The 20,825-nt window shown below is 72.6% G+C and carries 22 protein-coding genes; 11 read left to right on the top strand and 11 right to left on the bottom strand.

Features of this window, described 5'->3' with window-relative positions; genetic code table 11:
- Window positions 1-126 precede the first annotated feature (126 nt).
- Window positions 127-810 carry a pyridoxal 5'-phosphate synthase gene (locus tag AB8A24_RS03740; RefSeq protein ID WP_328962855.1) on the top strand — a complete coding sequence of 228 codons (684 nt, stop codon included), beginning with the start codon at window positions 127-129 and terminating at the stop codon, window positions 808-810.
- Between the two features lie 24 nt (window positions 811-834).
- Here the strand turns inward: AB8A24_RS03740 and AB8A24_RS03735 are convergent, their stop codons facing one another.
- Window positions 835-1,260 carry a Zn-ribbon domain-containing OB-fold protein gene (locus AB8A24_RS03735; RefSeq protein WP_328962854.1) on the bottom strand — a complete coding sequence of 142 codons (426 nt, stop codon included), beginning with the start codon at window positions 1,258-1,260 and terminating at the stop codon, window positions 835-837.
- Window positions 1,257-1,709, bottom strand: coding sequence for a DoxX family protein (locus AB8A24_RS03730; RefSeq protein WP_369474677.1), 453 nt, complete (start codon window positions 1,707-1,709; stop codon window positions 1,257-1,259). The genes AB8A24_RS03735 and AB8A24_RS03730 overlap by 4 nt, the downstream gene beginning before the upstream one ends.
- Window positions 1,710-1,941: 232 nt before the next feature.
- On the opposite strand from AB8A24_RS03730, the gene AB8A24_RS03725 reads away from it, so the two are divergent.
- From AB8A24_RS03725 to AB8A24_RS03710, 4 genes are all read left to right on the top strand, one after another.
- Window positions 1,942-3,144, top strand: a complete 1,203-nt coding sequence (locus AB8A24_RS03725; protein WP_369474676.1) for a flavin-containing monooxygenase — start codon at window positions 1,942-1,944, stop codon at window positions 3,142-3,144.
- Window positions 3,141-3,590 (top strand): hypothetical protein, encoded by a 450-nt coding sequence (locus AB8A24_RS03720; protein WP_369474675.1) that lies wholly within the window; start codon window positions 3,141-3,143, stop codon window positions 3,588-3,590. The genes AB8A24_RS03725 and AB8A24_RS03720 overlap by 4 nt, the downstream gene beginning before the upstream one ends.
- A 263-nt stretch (window positions 3,591-3,853) precedes the next feature.
- On the top strand, window positions 3,854-6,088 hold the full coding sequence (locus AB8A24_RS03715) for an acetate--CoA ligase family protein (RefSeq protein ID WP_369474673.1): 2,235 nt from the start codon (window positions 3,854-3,856) through the stop codon (window positions 6,086-6,088).
- A gap of 144 nt (window positions 6,089-6,232) precedes the next feature.
- Complete coding sequence (locus tag AB8A24_RS03710) at window positions 6,233-7,024, top strand: enoyl-CoA hydratase/isomerase family protein (RefSeq protein WP_369474672.1); 792 nt, start codon at window positions 6,233-6,235, stop codon at window positions 7,022-7,024.
- Here AB8A24_RS03710 and AB8A24_RS03705 read toward each other — a convergent pair whose 3' ends face one another.
- The gene (locus AB8A24_RS03705; protein WP_266384167.1) at window positions 7,025-7,810 is read right to left on the bottom strand and encodes a VOC family protein; all 786 of its coding nucleotides are present in this window, start codon (window positions 7,808-7,810) and stop codon (window positions 7,025-7,027) included.
- A gap of 110 nt (window positions 7,811-7,920) precedes the next feature.
- On the opposite strand from AB8A24_RS03705, the gene AB8A24_RS03700 reads away from it, so the two are divergent.
- From AB8A24_RS03700 to AB8A24_RS03690, 3 genes are all read left to right on the top strand, one after another.
- Window positions 7,921-8,346, top strand: coding sequence for a hypothetical protein (locus AB8A24_RS03700; protein ID WP_369474670.1), 426 nt, complete (start codon window positions 7,921-7,923; stop codon window positions 8,344-8,346).
- Between the two features lie 43 nt (window positions 8,347-8,389).
- The gene (locus AB8A24_RS03695) at window positions 8,390-9,007 is read left to right on the top strand and encodes a flavin reductase family protein (RefSeq protein ID WP_328965937.1); all 618 of its coding nucleotides are present in this window, start codon (window positions 8,390-8,392) and stop codon (window positions 9,005-9,007) included.
- 171 nt (window positions 9,008-9,178) lie between these two features.
- Window positions 9,179-10,111, top strand: a complete 933-nt coding sequence (locus AB8A24_RS03690; RefSeq protein ID WP_328962847.1) for a D-alanyl-D-alanine carboxypeptidase — start codon at window positions 9,179-9,181, stop codon at window positions 10,109-10,111.
- Between the two features lie 146 nt (window positions 10,112-10,257).
- Here AB8A24_RS03690 and AB8A24_RS03685 read toward each other — a convergent pair whose 3' ends face one another.
- Genes AB8A24_RS03685 through AB8A24_RS03675 form a run of 3 tightly spaced genes read right to left on the bottom strand, consistent with a single transcriptional unit; the run spans window position 10,258 to window position 13,469 of the window.
- Window positions 10,258-11,325, bottom strand: a complete 1,068-nt coding sequence (locus tag AB8A24_RS03685) for a Zn-dependent alcohol dehydrogenase (RefSeq protein ID WP_369474668.1) — start codon at window positions 11,323-11,325, stop codon at window positions 10,258-10,260.
- On the bottom strand, window positions 11,322-12,527 hold the full coding sequence (locus tag AB8A24_RS03680) for an acyl-CoA dehydrogenase family protein (RefSeq protein ID WP_328962845.1): 1,206 nt from the start codon (window positions 12,525-12,527) through the stop codon (window positions 11,322-11,324). Before AB8A24_RS03680 ends, AB8A24_RS03685 begins: the two co-directional genes overlap by 4 nt.
- A 30-nt stretch (window positions 12,528-12,557) precedes the next feature.
- Window positions 12,558-13,469 carry an SDR family NAD(P)-dependent oxidoreductase gene (locus AB8A24_RS03675; RefSeq protein ID WP_030731961.1) on the bottom strand — a complete coding sequence of 304 codons (912 nt, stop codon included), beginning with the start codon at window positions 13,467-13,469 and terminating at the stop codon, window positions 12,558-12,560.
- A gap of 120 nt (window positions 13,470-13,589) precedes the next feature.
- Here AB8A24_RS03675 and AB8A24_RS03670 point away from each other — a divergent pair, with 120 nt between their 5' ends.
- Together AB8A24_RS03670 and AB8A24_RS03665 are read left to right on the top strand one after the other, a co-directional pair.
- Window positions 13,590-14,516, top strand: coding sequence for a cyclase family protein (locus tag AB8A24_RS03670; protein WP_369474666.1), 927 nt, complete (start codon window positions 13,590-13,592; stop codon window positions 14,514-14,516).
- Between the two features lie 141 nt (window positions 14,517-14,657).
- The gene (locus tag AB8A24_RS03665; protein WP_328962843.1) at window positions 14,658-15,350 is read left to right on the top strand and encodes a hypothetical protein; all 693 of its coding nucleotides are present in this window, start codon (window positions 14,658-14,660) and stop codon (window positions 15,348-15,350) included.
- Here AB8A24_RS03665 and AB8A24_RS03660 read toward each other — a convergent pair.
- On the bottom strand, window positions 15,347-15,595 hold the full coding sequence (locus AB8A24_RS03660; RefSeq protein WP_369474664.1) for a hypothetical protein: 249 nt from the start codon (window positions 15,593-15,595) through the stop codon (window positions 15,347-15,349). The two genes, AB8A24_RS03665 and AB8A24_RS03660, sit on opposite strands and share 4 nt — an antisense overlap.
- Window positions 15,596-15,752: 157 nt before the next feature.
- Here AB8A24_RS03660 and AB8A24_RS03655 point away from each other — a divergent pair, with 157 nt between their 5' ends.
- Window positions 15,753-16,370 carry a TOPRIM nucleotidyl transferase/hydrolase domain-containing protein gene (locus AB8A24_RS03655; protein ID WP_328962841.1) on the top strand — a complete coding sequence of 206 codons (618 nt, stop codon included), beginning with the start codon at window positions 15,753-15,755 and terminating at the stop codon, window positions 16,368-16,370.
- Between the two features lie 196 nt (window positions 16,371-16,566).
- Here the strand turns inward: AB8A24_RS03655 and AB8A24_RS03650 are convergent, their stop codons facing one another.
- The 4 genes from AB8A24_RS03650 to AB8A24_RS03635 all read right to left on the bottom strand — a co-directional run bounded on the left by AB8A24_RS03650 (window position 16,567) and on the right by AB8A24_RS03635 (window position 20,692).
- Window positions 16,567-17,043: an ATP-binding protein gene (locus AB8A24_RS03650; protein WP_328962840.1), complete on the bottom strand. Its 477-nt coding sequence runs from the start codon at window positions 17,041-17,043 to the stop codon at window positions 16,567-16,569.
- 384 nt (window positions 17,044-17,427) lie between these two features.
- Complete coding sequence (locus tag AB8A24_RS03645) at window positions 17,428-18,324, bottom strand: acyl-CoA dehydrogenase family protein (protein WP_369474661.1); 897 nt, start codon at window positions 18,322-18,324, stop codon at window positions 17,428-17,430.
- Between the two features lie 5 nt (window positions 18,325-18,329).
- Entirely contained in the window at window positions 18,330-19,487 is a 1,158-nt protein-coding gene (locus tag AB8A24_RS03640; RefSeq protein WP_328962838.1) for an acyl-CoA dehydrogenase, read from the bottom strand.
- Window positions 19,487-20,692, bottom strand: coding sequence for an amidohydrolase family protein (locus AB8A24_RS03635; protein WP_328962837.1), 1,206 nt, complete (start codon window positions 20,690-20,692; stop codon window positions 19,487-19,489). The genes AB8A24_RS03640 and AB8A24_RS03635 overlap by 1 nt, the downstream gene beginning before the upstream one ends.
- Between the last annotated feature and the right edge of the window lie 133 nt (window positions 20,693-20,825).

Below are 20,825 nucleotides of genomic sequence, written 5' to 3'. Positions count from 1 at the left end.
AAGCCCCCCCCCTTCCCTTCCCCGACCCCGCCCCACCGGCCCCCGCTCCCCGAAGCCCACGCCCCGCCTCGCACCGCCACCCGATCCCCTGGCCCACCGCCCCCGCCCTGCTGTTCCATGGGGTTCATGAGCAGCGAAGACAGTCAGAGCAGCCCCGACGCGTTCCGTGCCACCCTGCATTCCCTGCGCGTGTGGGACTGCCCGCTCCCCGGGTTCGATCCCGGAGCCGCGCCCGGTGAGCCCTTGACGCTCTTCCGGGAGTGGTTCGTGCATGCCGCGCGGGCGGGGCAGTTGGAGCCGCACACCATGAGTCTGGCGACGGTGGACGGGCAGGGGCGGCCCGATGTGCGGACGCTGATGCTGCACGACGTCGACGCGCGCGGCTGGCACTTCGCCTCGCACGCCACCAGCGCCAAGGGCGTGCAGTTGGCCGGGCGGCCGGAGGCGGCGCTCGGGTTCTACTGGCCGAGCGTGGGCCGTCAGGTCCGCGTCCGGGGTCGGGTCACCGCCTGCGGGCCCGAGGAGAGCAGGGCGGACCTGGCGGTCCGCTCGCGCGGTGCGCTCGCCGCCGCGCTGACCGGCCGGCAGAGCGAGGTGCTCGGTTCCGTGGAGGAGCTGGCGCGGGTCTCGGCGGCGGCCTGGGAGCGGGCCGGGGCCGAGCCGGACGCGCCGGCTCCGACCTGGACGCGGTACGTACTGGAACCCGTCGAGGTGGAGTTCTTCCAGGGGGACGCCGCGCGCCGGCACGTCCGCCTGCGGTACTCCCGTACCGCCGACGGGTCCTGGGAGCGCGAGCTGCTCTGGCCCTGACCGTCGGCTGACGGCCGCCGGCCGTCAGCGCGGTGGCGCGGGCCGGAAGACCGCCACCCACACCCCGTCCGCCGCCTCGCGGAAGGTGACCGTCAGCGGCATGCCGATGCGCAGGTCCGCCGCCTCGCAGTCCACCACCTCGGTCATCATCCGCGGGCCTTCGGCGAGGTCGACGACCGCCGCCGTGTAGGGGACGCGCGTGCCGAACGGCGGGAGGTCGTTGCGGTGGATCACCGACCACGTGTAGAGGGTCGCCCGGCCGCTCGCCGTCTCCCACGTCACGCGGTCCTCGCCCGCCCAGCAGAACGGGCAGAACTCGCGCGGGTAGTGGTGGGCCCGTCCGCAGTCGGCGCAGCGCCGCAGCAGGAGCCGGTCCTCGGCCGCCGCGTCCCAGTAGGGGCGGGTGAAGTCGTCCGCCTCGGGGAGGTCGTACCGCGCGGTGCCGCTCACAGGAAGAGTCCGATCGACGCGTCGAGGGACCAGGTCTGCCAGGACATGGCGAGGAGCGCGACGAGCGAGATGAGCGCCATCATCGCGTTCTGGCCCTGCTCGGCCCAGTCGTGGATCATCAGGACCAGGTAGAGCAGGTTCAGCAGGAGTCCGCCGATCAGTGCGACCGGGGTCAGGAAGCCGATTACGAGGCCGAGCCCGAGGGCGAGTTCCGCGTAGACGACGATGTAGGCCATCGCCTTCGGCCGTGGTGCGACGACCAGTTCGAAGCCGCCCTTGACGAAGGTCCAGCGGTGTTTGCCAGCGACGTCGGCGGCCCAGGCGATGCCGGTGCCGCGCTCGAACCAGCCCTTCTTGTCCTTGTGCCGCCAGCTCTCCAGCCACCACAGGCCGAGGCCTATCCGGAGCACGGCGAGCCATTCGGCCCCACTGAGCCAGATGGTCTGCATCGGCGGCCCCCACCCCTCTCGCGATCGACGCGCACGCTCTATCTGACGGTACGTCAGTTCAGCGGATCCGGAGCGATCGCGCAAGGCCCCGGCCGGCCTCGGGTCCGCGCCGCCACGGGCGCCGCGCGCGCCCGTGATCGATCCGCAATCGATTCCCCGCCCGACCGAGACCCATGAACCCAGCGTGGCGATACGATCACACCTCATGCCCGGAGACCCCACAGCACCCGACATGACCACCCAGCCCCGCCCCGTGTACGTCATCGGGGCCGGCCCCGGCGGCCTCGCCGCGGCCGCCGCGCTGCGCGCCCGCGGGGTACGCGCGGTGGTCGTCGAGAAGTCCGATGGGGTCGGCGCGTCCTGGCGGCGGCACTACGACCGGCTGCGCCTGCACACCACGCGCCGGCTCTCCGCCCTCCCGGGTCTGCCCATGCCGCGCCGCTTCGGGCGCTGGGTCTCCCGCGACGACGTCGTGCGCTATCTGGAGAAGTACGCCGAGTTCCACGAGCTGGAGCTGGTCACCGGTGTGGAGGTGACCCGGATCGAGCCCGCCACCTCCGGCCCCGACGGCGAGAGCGGCAACGGGGCCGGGGGCGGGAACGGGGACGGGGACGGCTGGATCCTGCACGCCAGCGGCGGCCGGGAGCTGGCGGCCGCGGCCGTCGTCATCGCCACCGGGTACAACCACACGCCGGCACTCCCCGACTGGCCGGGCCGGGACACGTACGAGGGCCGGCTGCTGCACGCCCGCGAGTACCGCAACCCCCAGCCGTACGCCGGCCAGGACGTCCTCGTCGTCGGCGTCGGCAACACCGGCGCCGAGATAGCCGTCGACCTCGTCGAGGGCGGCGCGGCGCGGGTGCGGCTCGCCGTGCGCACCGCGCCGCACATCATGCGCCGCTCCACCGCCGGCTGGCCGGCCCAGCGCAGCGGGATCCTCGTACGCCGGTTGCCCGCGCGGCTCGTGGACCGGCTGGGCGCGCTCGTCGCGAAGGCCTCCGTACCGGACCTGTCGGCGTACGGGCTTCCGCGCCCGACCACCGGCCTGTACAGCAGGGTGAAGCAGGGGTCGATACCGGTTCAGGACGTCGGTCTGATCGACGCGGTCCGCGGCGGCACGGTGGAGCCGGTGGCGGCCGTCGAGGCCTTCGACGGCGCCGAGGTGGTGCTCGCGGACGGCTCGCGGATCACCCCGGACGCGGTGATCGCGGCGACCGGCTACCGCCGCGCCCTGGAGGAGCTGGTCGGCCACCTGGGGGTGCTCGACGAGCGCGGCCGCCCGCGTACGCACGGCGCCCGCACCCCCGAGCAGGCTCCCGGCCTGTACTTCACGGGCTTCTCGAACCCCATCAGCGGCATGTTCCGCGAGATGGCCATGGACGCGGAGAAGATCGCCAAGGCGGTCGCCCGCCGGGCGGCAAAGGGCGCCGCGTGAAGCCGGCCGGCCCGGGCGCTCCGGCCTCCCGGATCCGGGAGACCGTCAGGACCGCATGGAGCGAGCCGCTGTCCCGCTGGTACCTGGTGCTGCTCACCGTCTGCGCGGTGTGGTCGACGGCAGGTGGCGTCGGGCTCGGCGAGGACGGTTGGCTGATCCGCAACATCGCCGTGGTGCTGACGATGCCCTGGCTCCTCGTCGTGCACCTCTTCCTCGTCGTCACCCAGGCCGACACCTTGCTGCTCGGCTACGGCATCTACTTCGAGTCCCCCGCCTGGCTGTTCGAGCCGCTCTGGCTGCTCTACTGCCTGACCGCCGGGCTGCTGAACGCCCGGCTGCTGGCCCGCGTGTCGCGCTCGACGCGGGAGGCGGGATCCGCGCCGTGGTGGGTTCCGATGTTCGCCCTGCTCTTCTTCGTCGGGCTGTTCGCCCTCTGGCACACCTGAGCCGCGGCGGCCGGAGGGCGGGCCGACCCGCCCCGGCCGCCCCGCCGCCTCGCCGCCTCGCCGCCCCGCCGCCCCGCCGCCCCGGTCGGCCGAATCGCGCCCTGGACCGGCGCCCGCGGGATCTGTCACCGTTCACTTCACCACACCACCTCCACACCTTTCCTGCGCAGCCCTGTTCCTGACGGCACGTCAGTTCAGTAATCTGACTACACGTCAGTTATTGAGTTCCATCGAGGTTCATCGAGCAGGAGTGGGCGGCAACGATGCTTGGATCTACTCACGGCACCCTCACCACCGACTTCCGCGCACGTGTCGAGGCCTGCGGGGAGTCTCCCAGGACCGCCGTCCACTCGTCGGCGGCCCCATCCGCCGACGACGCGGTCCCCCTGGACGTCAGCGGACGACCGCTGCACGCCGACGTGCCCGACCTGGACCGGTTCTTCCGGCCCGATTCCGTGGCCGTCATCGGCGCCTCCGACGCGGAGGGCCGACCGAACACCGGCATCACCCGCCAGCTCATCGCCTGGGCGGAACGCGTCGGCGCCCGGATCCACCCCGTGCACCCCACCCGCCCCACCGTCTTCGGCCTGACCTGCCACGCCTCCGTGGCCGACCTGCCCGAACAGGTGGACCTCGCCGTCCTCCTCGTCGCCGACCCGCTCCCCGTCATCGAGGAACTGGCGGAGACCAAGGTCAAGTTCGCGGTCGCCTTCGCCTCCGGCTTCGCCGAGACCGGCGACGCCGGCGCCGCCGCCCAGGAGCGGCTCGGCGCCGCCGTCCGGGGCTCCGGCCTGCGCCTGCTGGGACCCAACACCAATCTCAACGCCTTCGAGAAGTTCCGCGAGGACCTCGACGGCCCGGCGATCGCCCTCATCACCCAGTCCGGCCACCAGGGCCGACCCGTCTACACCCTGCAGGAGCTGGGCATCCGCCTCTCCCACTGGGCGCCCACCGGCAACGAGGCGGACCTGGAGACCTCCGACTTCATCTCCTACTTCGCCGAGCAGCCCGAGGTCGGCGCCATCGCCTGCTACGTGGAAGGCCTCAAGGACGGCCGGTCGTTCCTGCTCGCCGCCGACCGGGCCGCACGCAACGGCGTCCCCGTCGTCGCCGTCAAGGTCGGCCGCACCGAGACCGGCGCCCGCATGGCCGCCTCCCACACCGGGAAGCTGACCGGGGCCGACACCGTCGTCGACGCCGCCATGCGCCAGTTCGGCGTCATCCGCGTCGACGGCCTCGACGAGCTCCAGGACACCGCCGCCCTGCTCGCCCGAGCCCGTAAGCCCCAGGCCGACGGGGTCGTCGTCTACTCCATCTCCGGCGGCACCGGGGCCCACTTCTCCGACCTGGCCACGGAGGCCGGCCTGACCCTGCCGACCTTGTCGCAGGCCAAGCAGGACGAACTCCACCAGTGGATCCCCGGCTACCTGAACGTCGCCAACCCCGTCGACAACGGCGGCCACCCCGTCGGCGACTGGCGCGGCCGCAAGATCATCGACGCGATCCTCGCCGACCCCGAGGTGGGCGTCCTGATCTGCCCGATCACCGGCCCCTTCCCGCCCATGAGCGACAAGCTAGCCCAGGACCTGGTGGACGCGGCCGAGCAGAGCGACAAGCTGATCTGCGTGATCTGGGGCTCCCCCGTCGGCACCGAGGACGCCTACCGCACCACCCTCCTCGGCTCCTCCCGCGTGGCCACCTTCCGTACCTTCGGCAACTGCATCACCGCCGTCCGCGCCTACCTCGGCCACCACCGCTTCACCGCCGGCTACCGCTCCCCCTTCGAGGACGCACCGCGCACGCCCTCGCCCTCGTACCGCAAGGCGCAGGCCCTCATGCGGCCGTCGCAGCAGCTCAGCGAGCACGCGGCGAAACAGCTCCTGCGCGCCTACGGGATACGGGTCCCCCGCGAGCAGCTCGTGACCAGCGCGGCGGCGGCCGTCCGCGCCGCCGGGCTGGTCGGCTACCCGGTGGTGATGAAGGCCTCGGGCCCGCAGCTGGGCCACAAGACGGAGCTCGGCCTCGTGAAGATCGGCCTCACCTCGGCGAGCCAGATCCGCGACGCGTACCGGGAGCTCACCGACATCGCGCGCTACGAGAACGTGCCGCTCGACGGGATCCTGGTCTGCCAGATGGTGGAGCGGGGCGTGGAGATGGTCGTCGGCGTGACCCAGGACGACCTCTTCGGACCCACCGTCACCGTCGGGCTGGGCGGGGTCCTGGTGGAGGTCCTGCACGACGCGGCGGTCCGCGTGCCGCCGTTCGGCGAGGACCAGGCGCGGGCGATGCTGCGGGAGCTGCGCGGGCACGCACTGCTGGAGGGCGTACGGGGGGCACCCCCGGCCGATGTGGACGCCCTGGTGGAGGTCGTGCTCCGCATCCAGCGGATGGCCCTGGAACTGGGCGACGAACTGTCCGAGCTGGACATCAACCCGCTGATGGTGCTCCCTCGCGGTCAGGGAGCGGTAGCCCTGGACGCCCTCGCCATCTGCCGCTGACGCTGCGCTCGCCCCGCGGCCCCGCTGCGCGGAGCCACTCCCCGCCCCGCCCCTTCGCCGCTTCCCGGGCTCCGCCCGGACCCGCGCCTCAAACGCCGGCGAGGCTGGAGGTCTCAGCCTCGCCCGCCGAACGGGAGTTCACGCATGGACGAAGTCCTCCACCGCATCGACAACGGCGTCGCCTGGATCACCCTCAACCGTCCCGAGGCCATGAACGCCGTCACCTGGGACCAGCGCGAGCGCGTCATCGCGCTGCTCGCCGAGGCCTCCGCCGACCCGGCCGTGCGGGCCGTCGTCGTCACCGCCACCGGCAAGGGCTTCTGCGCCGGCGCGGACCTGCGGGGAAGCCCCGGCGCCCCCGCGGGCGAGCGGGTCGCCGGGGATGTCGCCCGGATGATCCGCCTCGGCGCGCAGCGCCTGATCACCGCCGTGCTCGACTGCGAGAAGCCCGTCCTCGCCGCCGTCAACGGCACGGCCGCCGGCATCGGCGCGCACCTGGCCCTCGCCTGCGACCTCGTGATCGCCGCCGAAGCGGCCCGTTTCATCGAGGTGTTCGTCCGGCGCGGCCTGGTCCCCGACGGCGGGGGCGCGTATCTGCTCCCCCGGCTCGTCGGGCCGCAGAAGGCCAAGGAGCTGATGTTCTTCGGCGACGCCGTCCCGGCCGTCGAGGCCGAGCGCCTGGGCCTGGTCAACCGGGTGGTTCCGGCCGGGGAGCTGGAGGCGACGGCCCGGGAGTGGGCCGAGCGGCTGGCCCAGGGGCCCACCCGGGCGCTGGCCATGACCAAGCAACTGGTCAATGCCTCCCTGGACGGTGACCGGGCGGCCGCGCTCGCCGCCGAGGCCACCGCTCAGGAGATCAACATGACCACCGCCGACGCGAACGAGGGCGTGGCGAGCTTCGTGGAGCGCCGCACGCCCAAGTACCTCGGCCGCTGACTACATCCGCGGGTCGGGCTTGAGCAGCGCGAACACCGCGCCGGCCGGGTCGGCCAGCCACGCGATGCGGCCGACCTCGGGGAGGTCGGTGGCCGGCATGAGGACCGAGCCGCCGTTCGCCTTGGCCGCCGCGACGGTGGCGTCGACGTCCGCCGAGGCGAAGTAGGGGACCCAGCGCGCCTTCTCGCCCTCGCCGACGCCCATGAAGGGGGCGACCCCACCGAAGGAGGCGTCCTGCTGGTCTCCGTCGGCGGTGCTCACCACCCGGTACGTCATTCCGGGCGCGGGCATCTCGGCGCTGCGCCAGCCGAACAGCCCGGCGTAGAAGGCGATGGCGGCGACCGGGTCGGCGACGTGGAGCTCCGTCCACACCAGCGTGTTGTCGGCGGAGGTCAGCTGGAGTCCGCCGGTCTTCCCCGGCTGCCAGCAGGCGAACTCGGCGCCCTGCGGGTCGGTGAACTGGGCGAGCCAGCCCTCTCCCATGACGTCCATGGGCTCCATCCGGACCTTGCCGCCACCGGCGGTGACGGCCGCCGCCGTGGCCTGGGCGTCGGGGCTCATGAAGTGCTGCATCCAGGCGGACGTGGCCCCCTCCTCGGTGAGCGGCCCGAGCGCGGCGACGGTCTTGCCGTCCACCTGGAAGAACCCGTACCCGCCCGCCTCGGGCCCGGCGGAGACGAACTCCCAGCCGAGGACGGCGTTGTAGAACTCGGCGGCCGCCTCGGTGTCGGGGCTGCCGAGGTCGAGCCAGTTGGGTGATCCGGTGGTGAAGTCGGTACCGAGCATGGGGTCCTCCCGGGGGTACGGCGGCGGTACGAGGTCGCTGCCACGATGCCGAGCCTCCCCCCGCGCCCGGGCGTACGGACCCACGGAGGCCGGGGGTTTCACCCGTGTGGGTGTACGAGCGCCCGCGGCGCGGCGGCCGGGCTGCCGAACGGGTGGACCCGTACCGTCCCCGTACCGTCCCCGGACCGCCGCCCTCGCCGCGCCATGTGCCGGCGTACCCCGGCTGCTGCACCCGTGACGGCTCGTACCGGTCCTCCGCGGGCCCGTCGAACACGTACGGCCCGCCGATCAGGACGGCGCGCGCGAGCACGCCGGAGGTGACGTACGACGCCGTCGCGACGAAGCCGCACGACCGGGTGGTGCGCAGCGCCAGGCCCACCACCAGCAGGGGCAGTACGCCGCTGCCCGCGATCCAGGCCAGGGAGACGACGAACGGTCACCCCGCGAGCTGCAGCAGCAGGGCGGGGACGACGGCGGCCCCGGTGACGACCGCTTCCGTGCCGGGCGCCGACGCCCGCCCACCCCTTCCTATCTGACGATCCGTCAGCTTCAATCGTCGGTGTGATGGGACATGCAGGGATGGCGGCCACCGTCGTCCGATACCTCAGGTCAGTCGGCTCCCCCACCTCCGCCTCGGCGCAGCGGGAACCCGAGTCCGTCGACGCCCTGCCGCGTCCCGACCTGCGGGCCGTCGGCGAGGACGAGCGCGCGCCGGTGTCCCCCGCCGAGTTCCGGGCCGTGCTCGGGAACTTCGCCAGCGGGGTCACCGTCATCACCGCGCCGCCCGGCGAGGCCGAGGAGGGACCGGCCGGCTTCGCCTGCCAGTCCTTCGCCTCGCTGTCCCTCGACCCGCCCCTGGTCACGTTCATGGTGGCCCGTACGTCGACCACCTGGCCGCGGATCGCCCGCGCCGGGGTGTTCTGCGTCAACATCCTCGGCGCCGAACAGGGCGAGCTGTGCCGGTCCTTCGCCGTCAGCGGCGCCGACAAATTCGCCGGGGTGGCCCACACCCCCGCCCCCGTCACGGGATCACCGCAGCTCGACGCCGTGCCGGCCTGGATCGACTGCCGGATCCAGGCCGTTCACACCGGCGGGGACCACCTCATCGTCGTGGGCCGGGTGGTGGCCATGGGCGCGGCCGGCGAAGGCGAACCGCTCCTCTTCCACAAGGGCCGCTTCGGGCGCCTCGCCGACTGACGGGACCCCCGCCGAGCAGGCCGAACGGTCGGCTCACCGCCCCTGCGCGGACACTTCGTCGTCCGGGTGTCGGATCCGCTGCGTAAGCTCCCCACGGGGAAGGTCACTTCGGTGGTCCGGCCCCATCGGACCTCTTCTGATACGCGGGGATTTGATTTGATACTGAACCTGATGCGCCGCACCCGCGGCGCGATCGCCGTCACGGTCGCCACGGGGGCGCTCCTGGTGGCCGCTTCGCCGAGCTCGTCGGCGGCCCCGGTCGCCGCACCTCCCGTCACCGCCGCCGGCGCGATCCTGATCGACGGCACCAGCGGGGCCACGCTCACCAGCAAGGACGCCGACACCCAGCGTCAGAGCGCGAGCACCACGAAGATCATGGCCGCTCAGGTCGTGATGCGTACGCCCGACCTGAACTACGACCAGAAGGTCACCATCAAGCAGGAGTACGCGGACTACGTCGTCCGCGAGGGCGCCAGCTCGGCCCACCTGAAGGTGGGGGCCACTCCGACGGTCCGCCAGCTGCTGTACGGGCTGATGCTCCCGTCGGGCTGCGACGCGGCCTACGCGCTCGCCGACACCTTCGGCAAGGGCGCGACCACCCAGGCCCGCACGGCGGACTTCATCGCGCAGATGAACGCCAAGGCGAAGGCGCTGGGCATGACCAAGACGGTCTACGACTCCTTCGACGGCATCTCGCCGACCGGCAACAACCTCACCACCGCCCGCGACCTGGCGAAGCTCACCAAGTACGCGATGTCGGGCGTCGCCTTCCCGAAGATCGTGGCGGCGACGACCTACAGCACGGGCGGCACCTCGACCGACGCCACGTGGGGCAACAGCAACCTGCTGATCCGCGAGCGTCCCACCGGCTACGCGTACCCGGGTGCGACCGGCGTCAAGACCGGCACCGGCACCGCCGCGGGCAAGTGCCTCGTCTACTCCGCGACCCGTAACGGCAAGACCGTCATCGGTGTCCTGCTGAACGACGAGGAGCGCTACGCGGACGCGATGAAGCTCATGGACTGGGCGCTCGGTTCGACCGCCGGCTCCGGGGCGGCGCTGCAGCGCGGCAACACCGACCCGATCCCGGACGTCCTCGACTGATCGGTCGACCTGCTGATCGACCGTCCGACCGACTGATCGGCTGACCGACCGACGGTCGCACGGTGCACGTTCACGGCTCCTCCGCCGACGGGTGACCTCCCGTCGACGGGGGAGCCGAGTCGTTCGCGGCCCCGGGCCGCGGCGCCTCAGAAGGTGAGCACCCCGCGCGCCACCCGCCCGTGGTGGGCGTCGTCCACGGCCTTGGCGAAGTCCTCGACCGGGTAGACCTCCGTCACCAGCTCGTCCAGCAGCAGCCTGCCCTGCCGGTAGAGCTCGGCGTAGAGCGCGATGTCGCGTTGCGGGCGCGAGGACCCGTACCGGCAGCCCATGATCGTCTTGTCCAGGTACATGGACGACACCAGGAACGAGGCCTCCTCCTTGAAGCCCGGCACGCCGAGCAGGATCGCCTGCCCGTGCCGGTCCAGGAGGTCGATCGCCTGGCGGATCAGCTTCACGTTGCCCACGCACTCGAAGGCGTGGTCGGCGCCCGTCGGCAGGATCTCGCGGACCGCCGCCGACGAGTCGGCCACGGCGGACGCGTCGATGAAGTGGGTGGCGCCGAACTGCCGGGCCACCGCCTCCTTCGCCGGGTTCGCGTCCACCGCCACGATCGTCGTGGCACCCGCGATCCGGGCCCCCTGCAGCACGTTCAGCCCGATGCCGCCGGTACCGATGACGAGCACCGTCTCGCCGCGGTCCACCCGCGCCCGGTTCAGCACCGCCCCCACGCCCGTGAGGACCCCGCAGCCGATGAGCGCCGCCGAGGTCGGCGGGATGTCGGCCGGGATCTTCACGGCCTGTACGGCCTTGACGATCGTGCGTTCCGCGAAGGCGGAGTTGGAGGCGAACTGGAACAGCGGCTTCCCGCCCCGCGAGAACGGCTGTCCCGGCATCCCGATCGCCTTGCGGCACATCGTCGGCCGGCCCCGGTCGCAGTCCGCGCACGCCCCGCAGTTCGCGAGGGTGGACAGTGCCACGTGATCGCCGGGCACCACGTGGGTGACGCCCGCGCCCACCGCTTCCACGATCCCGGCGCCCTCGTGCCCGAGCACCACCGGCGGCGGGAAGGGGATCGTCCCGTCGATCACCGACAGGTCGCTGTGGCACAGTCCGGCCGCGCCGATCGCGACCAGCACCTCCCCCGGCCCCGGGTCCCGGATCTCCAGGTCGTCGACCACCTGGGCCTGCTTGCCGTCGAACACGACGCCTCTCACCTGGGCTCCTTAGGCAGGCCGAGCACGCGCTCGGCGATGATGTTCCGCTGGATCTCGTCCGAGCCGCCGTAGATGGTGTCGGCACGGGTGAACAGGAACAGGCGCTGCTCCTCGTCGAGCCCGAGTTCGTACGGGACCCCGGGCGCCCAGCCCGCCGGCCCGGCCGTGGCCGCCGCGCCGCGGACCTCCACCGCCAGCTCCCCGAGCCGCCGGTGCCAGCCGCCCCACAGCAGTTTGGCGACGCTGGGAGCGCCCGCATCCCCCTCGGCGCGGGCCAGGGTCCGCAGCGCGTTCCACCGCATCGTGCGCAGCTCGGCCCACTGGCGGACGAGGCGCTCGCGCAGGACGGGGTCCTCGGCGCCCGCGGCGGCCCGCGCCGCGTACGACGCCAGTACGCGCTCCAGTTCGGCAGCGAAGCCGATCTGCTGGACCAGGGTCGAGACCCCCCGCTCCAGGGCGAGCAGGCCCATGGCCACGGTCCAGCCGTCGCCCTCGGCGCCGACGACCTCCGCCGCGACCGCCCCGTCGAAGAACACCTCGTTGAACTCGCTCGTGCCCGACATCTGCCGGATCGGCCGGACCTCGACGCGGCCGGGCTGGTCCATGCGTACGAGCAGGAACGACAGCCCCCGGTGGCGGCGCGAGCCGGGCTCGGTGCGGGCCAGGACGAAACACCAGTCGGCGTCGTGGGCGAGCGAGGTCCAGATCTTCTGCCCGGTCACCCGGTACAGCCCGTCGGCCGCGTCCCGTACCGCGGCCGTCCGGATCCCCGCGAGGTCGGACCCGGCGCCCGGCTCGCTGTAGCCCTGGCACCACAGTTCATCGCCGCGCGCGATGCCGGGCAGGAAGCGGGCCCGCTGCTCGGGCGTCCCGTGGGCGATGAGGGTCGGGGCGAGGAGGTTCTCGCCGATGTGGCCGACCCGGCCGGGCGCGCGCAGGGCCGCGTACTCCTCGGCCCACACCACCTGGCCGGTCAGGGACAGCCGCCGATTTCCCCACCCGTCGGCCTCCCAGCCCTGCCCGATCCAGCCGCCCCGGCCGAGCTCGCGCTCCCACGCCCGCCGGATCCCGGCCCCCTCGTGCTCGCTGCCCGGCCCGCCGAGGCCGACGGCCTGCGCGTACGGGCCCACGAGGTGCTCCGACAGCCACGCTCGGGCGTGCCCGCGCAGCTCCTCGTCCTCGGCCCCGAAGCTGAAGTCCACGCCGCTCCCCCTGGTCCTGTCCGGTCGGTCCTACGCGTTGGGGCGGTCCTTGGCGGCCGCCGCCTTGGCCATGGCCTCCAGTTGCGCGAGCATCGGCATCGGGTCGGTGCCCACCGTGCCGGGCAGGAAGTCGGCGATCTTCTCCGGTGTCCAGGAGCCGTCGGCGTATCCGGCGCGCAGCTCGCGCGGCTGCGCCCAGACGGCGATCTTCGGGCCGGCGATCGTGTAGACCTGCCCGGTGATGTCCTCGGCCTTGGCCCGGTCGCTGAGCAGGTAGGTGACCAGCGCCGCCACGTCCTCGGGCTCGCCGATCTCCTTGAGCTCCATGGGGACGTTCGCGGACATGCGGGTGCGGGCGACGGGTGCGACGGCGTTGGCCGTGACGCCGTACTTGGCCAGGCCCAGCGCGGCGGAGCGGACGAGGGAGATGATCCCGCCTTTGGCGGCGCTGTAGTTGGCCTGGGCGACGGAGCCCTGGTGGTTGCCGCTGGTGAAGCCGATCAGGGTGCCCGAGCCCTGCCTGCGCATGACGGCGGAGGCGGCACGGAAGACGGTGAAGGTGCCTTTGAGGTGGGTGGCGATGACCGGGTCCCACTCCTCCTCGGCCATGTTGAACAGCATCCGTTCGCGCAGGATGCCGGCCACGCACACGACGCCGTCGATGCGGCCGTAGCGCGCGAGCGCGGTGTCGACCAGGCGCTGGCCGCCCGCCATGGTGGAGATGTCGTCGGCGACGGCGACGGCCTCCCCGCCGAGGGCGGTGATCTCCTTCACCACGGCCTCGGCGATCTCGCTGGTGGGCTCCGCGCCCTCGATCCCGACCCCGTAGTCGTTGACGACGACCTTGGCGCCCTCGGCGGCCGCGGCGAGTGCCACGGCCCGCCCGATGCCCCGGCCGGCGCCGGTGACGGCGACGACCTTGCCTGCCAAGAAGTTCCCCACGTCCGGCCCCTTCCCGCGATTTCTGACGGACCGTTAGATTCTATGGGTAGTCAGATACACCTGCACAAGCCCCCGTTGCCGTCGTAACCGCCGCATCCACGCAAGGAGCTGTCGACGCCCATGACCCTGCCCGCCGAGTTCCACGACATCGCCAAGCACGTCAACAACTGGGGACGCTGGGGCGCCGACGACGAGATCGGCACCCTGAACCTGATCACCGACGAGGTGGTCCGGGGCGCCGCGGCCGAGATCCGCACCGGCCGCCGGATCCCGCTCGCGCTCCCGCTCAAGGAGGACGGGGTCCAGGTCGGCATGATCCCCGGACGGATCAACCCGCTGCACACGATGGTGCAGATCAACCAGGAGCTGTTCGGGCCCGGCACCGTGGCGTGCAGCGACGACGCCGTGAGCATGGGCCTCCAGGCGGGCACCCACTGGGACGCCCTCACCCACGTCTCGCACTCGGGGAAGATCTACAACGGCCGCCCGGCCGGCACCATCACGGCGCACGGCCGCGCCGAGTTCAGCGGCATCGACAAGGCCGGCCCCATCCTCTCGCGCGGGGTGCTCCTCGACGTCGCGCGCGCCAAGGGGCTGGACCGGCTGCCCGGCGACCACGCGGTGACCCCCGGGGACCTCACGGAGGCCGAGGAGTTCGGTGGGGTCACCGTCCGCCCCGGCGACATCGTCCTGGTCCGCACCGGCCAGATCCAGACCTACCTGGCGGGCGACAAGCACGGCTACGGCTTCCCCTCGCCCGGGCTGTCCGTCCGCACGCCCGAGTGGTTCCACGCGCGGGACGTGGCGGCCGTCGCGAACGACACCCTGACCTTCGAGATCTTCCCGCCGGAGATCGACAACCTGTGGCTCCCGGTCCACGCCCTCCACCTGGTCGAGATGGGCATGCACCAAGGTCAGAACTGGAACCTCGAAAAGTTGTCCACAGCCTGTGCAGAAGAGAACCGGTACGCGTTCCTCCTCTCCGCGATGCCGGAACCCTTCGTCGGCGGCACCGGCACCCCCGTGGCCCCGGTGGCCGTCCTCTGAGCCCGACGGGCCGGCGGCGCCGGCCCGGAGGACCCCGGCCACCCGCGAGCCGCACGCGGTGGAACCATGAGGTGTACATGCCGCGTCACCGTACGCGCGTCACGCCCCGTCCCCACCACCTTCCCCGCAGGAGAAGCTCGCATGGCCAACCCGTACCAGGTAACGCCGCCACCTGCCCCCAGGCGCCGCTCGGGCGGCAACGTCGTCACCGTCGTCGTCCTCGCCGTGGTCATCATCGGCGGCTACTTCCTCATGCAGTCCCTCCGCAAGGACGACGGCAAGCCGACGGCGTCCCCCTCCGCCTCCGCCTCCCCCTCCACCAAGCCCACGGCCAAGGACCCCGGCTCCCCCGAGTCCTCCTCCGACACCTCCAGTTCGTGGAAGGTCGGCGACTGCGGCGGCCCCGACACGTCCAAGGCTCCCGACGGATACAAGCGGGCGGGCTGCTCCGACTCCGGGGCCACCTTCAAGGCCATCGACATCAAGGAGGCCAGCATCCTCCCGAACGCGGTCCAGTGCCCGCCCGGCACGGACCTGATGATCGACGTGAGCATCTCCTACGGCGGCAAGGGGAGCGGCATCCCCACCAACACCGTCTGCGGCCGCAACCTGTCGGGCGACCACCCCGGCGACGCGGGCGCCGGCGGCGGCCAACTGGTGAAGGGCGACTGCGTGACCTCCCAGGCCAAGGAGGTCGCCTGCGGCGGTTCGGGCGCCCAGAAGGTCCTCGGCCTCGTCAAGACGAAGTCCGAGTGCCCCTCCGGCACCACCGACCCGATCGAGCTGACGATGGCGATCGGCCGCCCGTACGACGTGATCTGCACCGACGGCTAGGGCGTGTTCCGGCGGCGGTGGCGCCCGTACCTCGCCACCGCCGCCGGCCGCTCCGTGCACATGACGAGGCCGATCGTCGTGCTGAGCCACCAGGGCATGTGATCCGGGCCTTCGACGGCGAGCGGCACGACGGTGGCCGCACTGGCGATCCCGCCCCAGACCGTGGCGCGCCGCACGCGTCTACGGCGTGCCACGTCCGCCACATCCGCCTCGCCCTCCGCCGCCCCTTCGACCGTCTCGTCCATCTGCCCCCCGCCCGCCCGTGCACAGCTGCCGCCGCCCGCCAAAACCACATGCCGGCAAGGGTGTTCAGGGACCTGACCTGCCTCGCACGCCGGCCCAGGGGCCGGCCGCCCGGCAAAATTCCGTGCCCCGGCGCCGGTGAGGGCGCAGACTCACCCCATGGCGGACATGCGGGCATTCCGGGAAGCGGTCGGCGACTGGGCGAGCGGCGGTACCGGCGAGGCCGCGCGCGAGCTGGCCGCCCACGTGGACGTGCGGACGGCGGTGCTGCTGGAAGGGCCCAGCGACCACGCGGCCGTCGAGGCGCTCGCCGAGCGGCGTGGCCGCGACCTCGCCGCCGAGGGCGTGTGCGTCATACCGATGGGTGGGGCGATGAGCGTGGCCCGCTACACCGGACTCCTCGGCCCGCCCGGCCTCGGCCTGCGTCTGACGGGTCTGAGCGACGAACGCGAGCAGCCCTTCTACGACCGCGCGCTGGAGCGGGCCGGGGCGCCCCGGCAGGGCTTCTTCGTCTGTGTGGCGGACCTGGAGGACGAACTGATCCGCGCCCTGGGAACCACCCGGATCGAGGACGTCCTGCGGGCCGAGGGCGACTTCCGCTCCTGGCAGACCTTCGTGCGTCAGCCCGCCCAGCGCGGCCGGCCCCGACAGCAGCAGTTGCGGCGCTTCCTCGGCACGACGAAGGGCCGCAAGATCCGCTACGGCCGCCTCCTCGTGGAGGCCCTCGACCCCGAACAGGTACCGGCCCCGCTCGAAGACCTTCTCGCGAGCCTGTGAACCCCGGTCCGGCCTCCTCCCTCAGGAGGAGGCCGTGCAGGTGCTGCGGGTGGCGGCGGCGCGCATGCACGCCCCGAGCGCGGCACGGCAGCCGCCACCCCACGACCCGCACTCGTCAAGGCCTGCCTTGGCGTCCCCTCGCGTCGAATCGCTCCACACCAGGGTGATCAAGATGTGACGAACCGTCAACACCTCGTTAGAGGTACACGCGCGGTTCCCGGGGCGGGGTATGAATTTCCGACGGGCCGTCGGAGGGTCGCTCGGAGGCGCAGTCGGAGGTCGATTTCTGCGCGCGGTCGATCTCGCACCAGATCCGTTTGCCCGCACCCTCGCGCTGCCAGCCCCAGCGGTCCGCCAGCCCGTCGACCAGCTCCAGGCCGCGCCCGCCCGTGTCCTCCCCGCACGCCTGCCGGCGGTTCGGCGCCCGGTCGCTGGTGTCGGCCACCTCGACCCGCACCCCCGGCCCCCCGAACAGCATCCGCAGCACGGCCGGACAGCCCGTGTGCACGACCGCGTTCGTGACCAGCTCGGAGATCAGCAGGATCAGCGTCTCGGCGAGCGGCTCGTCGTCCCCTATGCCCGACCCGGCCAACCGGGAACGTGCCCACCGGCGGGCCCGGCCGACCTCGGCGGGATCCGCTCCGACCTCCAGCTGAACCTGAAGCACCTGCACCGCTCACACCATCCGAACCGGCGGACACTTCGCCTCACGACGGGACGGGATCACCCAATGTGATCCCCTTGCGGAGCAGCATGGTTGACGTACAGTCACCACAACAAGCGCTTCGGGCATATTCCCGCGCGAAGGAGTGGGCGTGGTGCATACTGTGCGACGCCTGCGCCGCTCAACCGCTCGCATTCGTGGGAGCGTACCGGAGCAGGCCCCCGCTTCCGGGCCGCAATGAGGCGGGCGAAGGACACAAACCGATATCAACTCTCTGTAATCGGACATGCGTCCCGCGCCGTCCCTCCCGTGCCTCCGCGTCACAGTGAGCGACGCCCGCCGAGGGCCCCCGGCCGGCCCCCCGCATTGATCACCTACCCCGCCGAGCTTGGCCTATCCCGCCGAGCCCAGCAGCTCCCGCGCCAGCAGCTCCTCCGCCTGCGCCGCCGTCCGCCACTGCTCGGCCCGCACCCAGGCCCGCTTCAGGTGCAGGTGCACGTCCGCCTCCCAGGTGAAGCCCATCCCGCCGTGCACCTGAAGGCAGTCCCGGGCGCCCCGGACCGCCGCCTCGTCCGCGAGGAGCTTGGCCCCGGCCACCTCACCCGCGTCCCCCGTCACCGCCGCCGCGTAGACCGCCGTACGGGCCACCTCCGCCCGAACCAGCATCCGCGCGCACAGGTGCTTGACCGCCTGGAACGCCCCGATCGGCTGCCCGAACTGCTCGCGCTCGCCCGCGTACCGCACCGCCAGCTCCACCGTCCGCAGCGCGCTCCCGAGCTGCAGCGCGGCCGTCAGCAGCGCCCCCACCTCCCGGTACGCCGAGGAGTCGCCCGCCACCGCCACCCGGTGCAGCGGAGTCAGCGGGTCCACCGAGCGCACCGGCTCGCCGGCCGGCACCCCGGACGCCCCCAGCACCGCGTCCGCGTCCCCCAGGTGGGCCACCAGCGGCCCGCCCAGGTCGAAGGCGCTCACCACCGCCGTCCCCGCCGCCGCCCCCGGGACCACCCCGGCGGCCAGGTGCGTGGCCACCAGCGGCCCCGGCACCAGCGCCCGCCCGGCCTCCTCGAAGACCAGCACCGCCTCCGGCAGCCCCAGGCCCACACCGCCCTCGGATTCCGGCAGGCGCAGCGCGAAGAAGCCCGCACCGCCGAGCTCCCGCCACAGCGCGCGGTCCACGCTCACGCCCGAGTCCACCGACGCCCGCAGCGCGTCGCGTCCGTACCGGCCCGCCAGCAGGTCCCGTACGCCCGCCCGCAGGTCCTTCTGGTCCTCGGTCGGCTGGAAGTCCATGCCCCTCACCGGCCCTTCGGGAGGCCGAGGATCCGCTCGGCGACGATGTTCCGCTGGATCTGCGAGGTGCCCGCCGCGATCGTGTACGAGAGGGACGAGAGCCGGTCCAGCACCCACCCCTCCTCCAGGTCCAGGGACTCGGCCCCGAGAACCTCGGCCGCCGTGTCGTACAGCTCCTGGCGGGCGTGCGAGTAGGCGAGCTTGAAGACGGAACCGCCGATGCCCGGGACCCCGCCCGCCGACCGCTCGGCCTCGCTCACGTTCCACTGGGTGAGCCGCCACAGCGCGCCGAACTCCCCGTACAGCCGCCCCAGCCTGCGCCGCAGCACCGGGTCGTCCCACCGCCCGTTGGCCTTCGCCGTCCGGGCCAGTTCCCCCAGGGTCCGGCGGCAGGCGACGACCTCGCCGACGAAGGCGGTGCCGCGCTCGAAGGACAGCGTGACCATGGTGACGCGCCAGCCGTCGTTCTCCGCGCCGACCCGGTCGGCGACCGGGACCCGTACCTCGTCGAGGAACATCTGCGCGAACTCCGTCGACCCGGCGAGCGTGCGCAGCGGCCGCACCGTCACGCCCGGCGCGTCCATCGGCATGGCCAGCCAGGAGATCCCCCGGTGCTTGGGCGCCGCGGGATCGGTGCGCACCAACAGCTCGCACCAGTCGGCGACCTCCGCGTGCGAGGTCCAGATCTTCGACCCGGTGATCACGTAGTCGTCGCCGTCGCGCACGGCCCGCGTCCGCAGGGAGGCCAGGTCGGAGCCCGCGTCCGGCTCGCTGAACCCCTGGCACCACACCTCGTCGCCGCGCAGGACGGGCGGCAGCCAGCGCGCCCGTTGCGCCGCCGTGCCCTCGGCGGCGATCGTCGGGCCGGCGTGCAGCAACCCCACGAAGTTCGCGCCGACGTACGGGGCTCCGGCGCGCTCGGTCTCCTCCAGGAAGATCAGGTGCTGGGTCGGGGTGGCCCCGCGGCCGCCCGCGTCCACCGGCCAGTGCAGGCCCGCGTACCCGGCCTCGTACAACCTGCGCTGCCAGCCGAGGTCGTAGGCGCGCCGGCCCGGCCAGTCGTCGGGGGAAGGCCTGGCGGGCAGCTCGGGGAGCGTCTTGGCGAGCCATTCGCGCAGGTGGGCCCGGAAGTCCTGCTCCTCCTCGGTGTAGGTCAGGTCCATCAGCGGCGGCTCTTGTCCAGGTCGAGGCCGAGCATGCGGATGGCGTTGCCGCGCATCAGCTTGTAGATCGTCTCGTCGTCGAGGCCCTTCACGTGGTCGAGGGCGACCTCCTTGGTGTGCGGGAAGGTCGAGTCCACGTGCGGGTAGTCGGTCTCGAAGGTGGCGTTGTCGCGTCCGACGACGTCGAGGGAGGCGATCCCGTGCTTGTCGCGGAAGAAGCAGCAGAACATCTGCCGGTAGTAGTACGTGGACGGCGGCTCGGGGATCAGGTCGCGGACCCCGCCCCAGGCGCGGTGCTCCTCCCAGACGTCGTCGGCCCGCTCCAGGGCGTAGGGGATCCAGCCCATCTGGCCTTCGCTGTAGGCGAGCTTGAGCGTCGGGAACTTCACCAGGACGCCGCTGAAGAGGAAGTCCATCATCGAGGCCATCGCGTTGTTGAAGCTGAGCGAGGCCTGGACGGCGGGGGGTGCGTCGGGGGAGGCGGCGGGCATCTGGGAGCTGGACCCGATGTGCATGTTGACCACCGTGCCGGTCTCCTGGCAGACGGCGAAGAAGGGGTCCCAGTAGCCGGTGTGGATGGAGGGGAGCCCGAGGTAGGTGGGGATCTCGGAGAAGGTGACGGCCTTCACCCCGCGGGCCGCGTTGCGCCGGATCTCCGCCACCGCCAGGTCGATGTCCCACAGCGGGATGATGCACAGCGGGATCAGTCTGCCGCCGCTGTCGCCGCACCACTCCTCGACCATCCAGTCGTTGTAGGCGCGTACGCAGGCGAGGGCGACCTCCTTGTCCCGGGCCTCTGCGAAGGTCTGGCCGCAGAAGCGCGGGAAGGTCGGGAAGCACAGCGAGGCCTCGACGTGATTGAGGTCCATGTCGGCGAGGCGGGCCTTGGGGTCCCAGCAGCCGCGGCGCATCTCCTCGCGGGTGATGCCCTCCAGGGTCATGTCGTCGCGGTCGAAGCCGACGGCGGCGATGTTGCGCTTGTACGGGAACTTCAGGTCCTCGTAGATCCACCAGTCGGTCGGCGGGCCGTCGGGGTCCATGGTGATGACGTACTTGCCGCCGGTGTAGGCGAGCTCGCCGATGCCGGCGGTGAGCGCCTTGGGGCCGCGGTCGCGGTATTTGGCGGGCAGCCAGACGTCGAACAGGTGCGCGGGCTCGATCACGTGGTCGTCGACGCTGATGATCCGAGGCAGTCCCAGTTCCATGACAGTCTCCCCAATGCATCGATCTGATGGATCGTCAGAAACAAGCTAGCCCCGCCACCCCTGGACCGACAAGCGCCGGCGCTCTACGCTCTGCGCTTGATCTGACTATCCGTCAGCTATGGGGAGGTCTGGG

Origin of the sequence: Streptomyces sp. BF23-19, from assembly GCF_041106355.1 — a bacterium.
Classification (GTDB): Bacteria; Actinomycetota; Actinomycetes; order Streptomycetales; family Streptomycetaceae; genus Streptomyces; species Streptomyces virginiae_A.
Note: the sequence above shows the minus strand (reverse complement) of the source record. Positions and strands in the feature narration are given on the sequence as shown.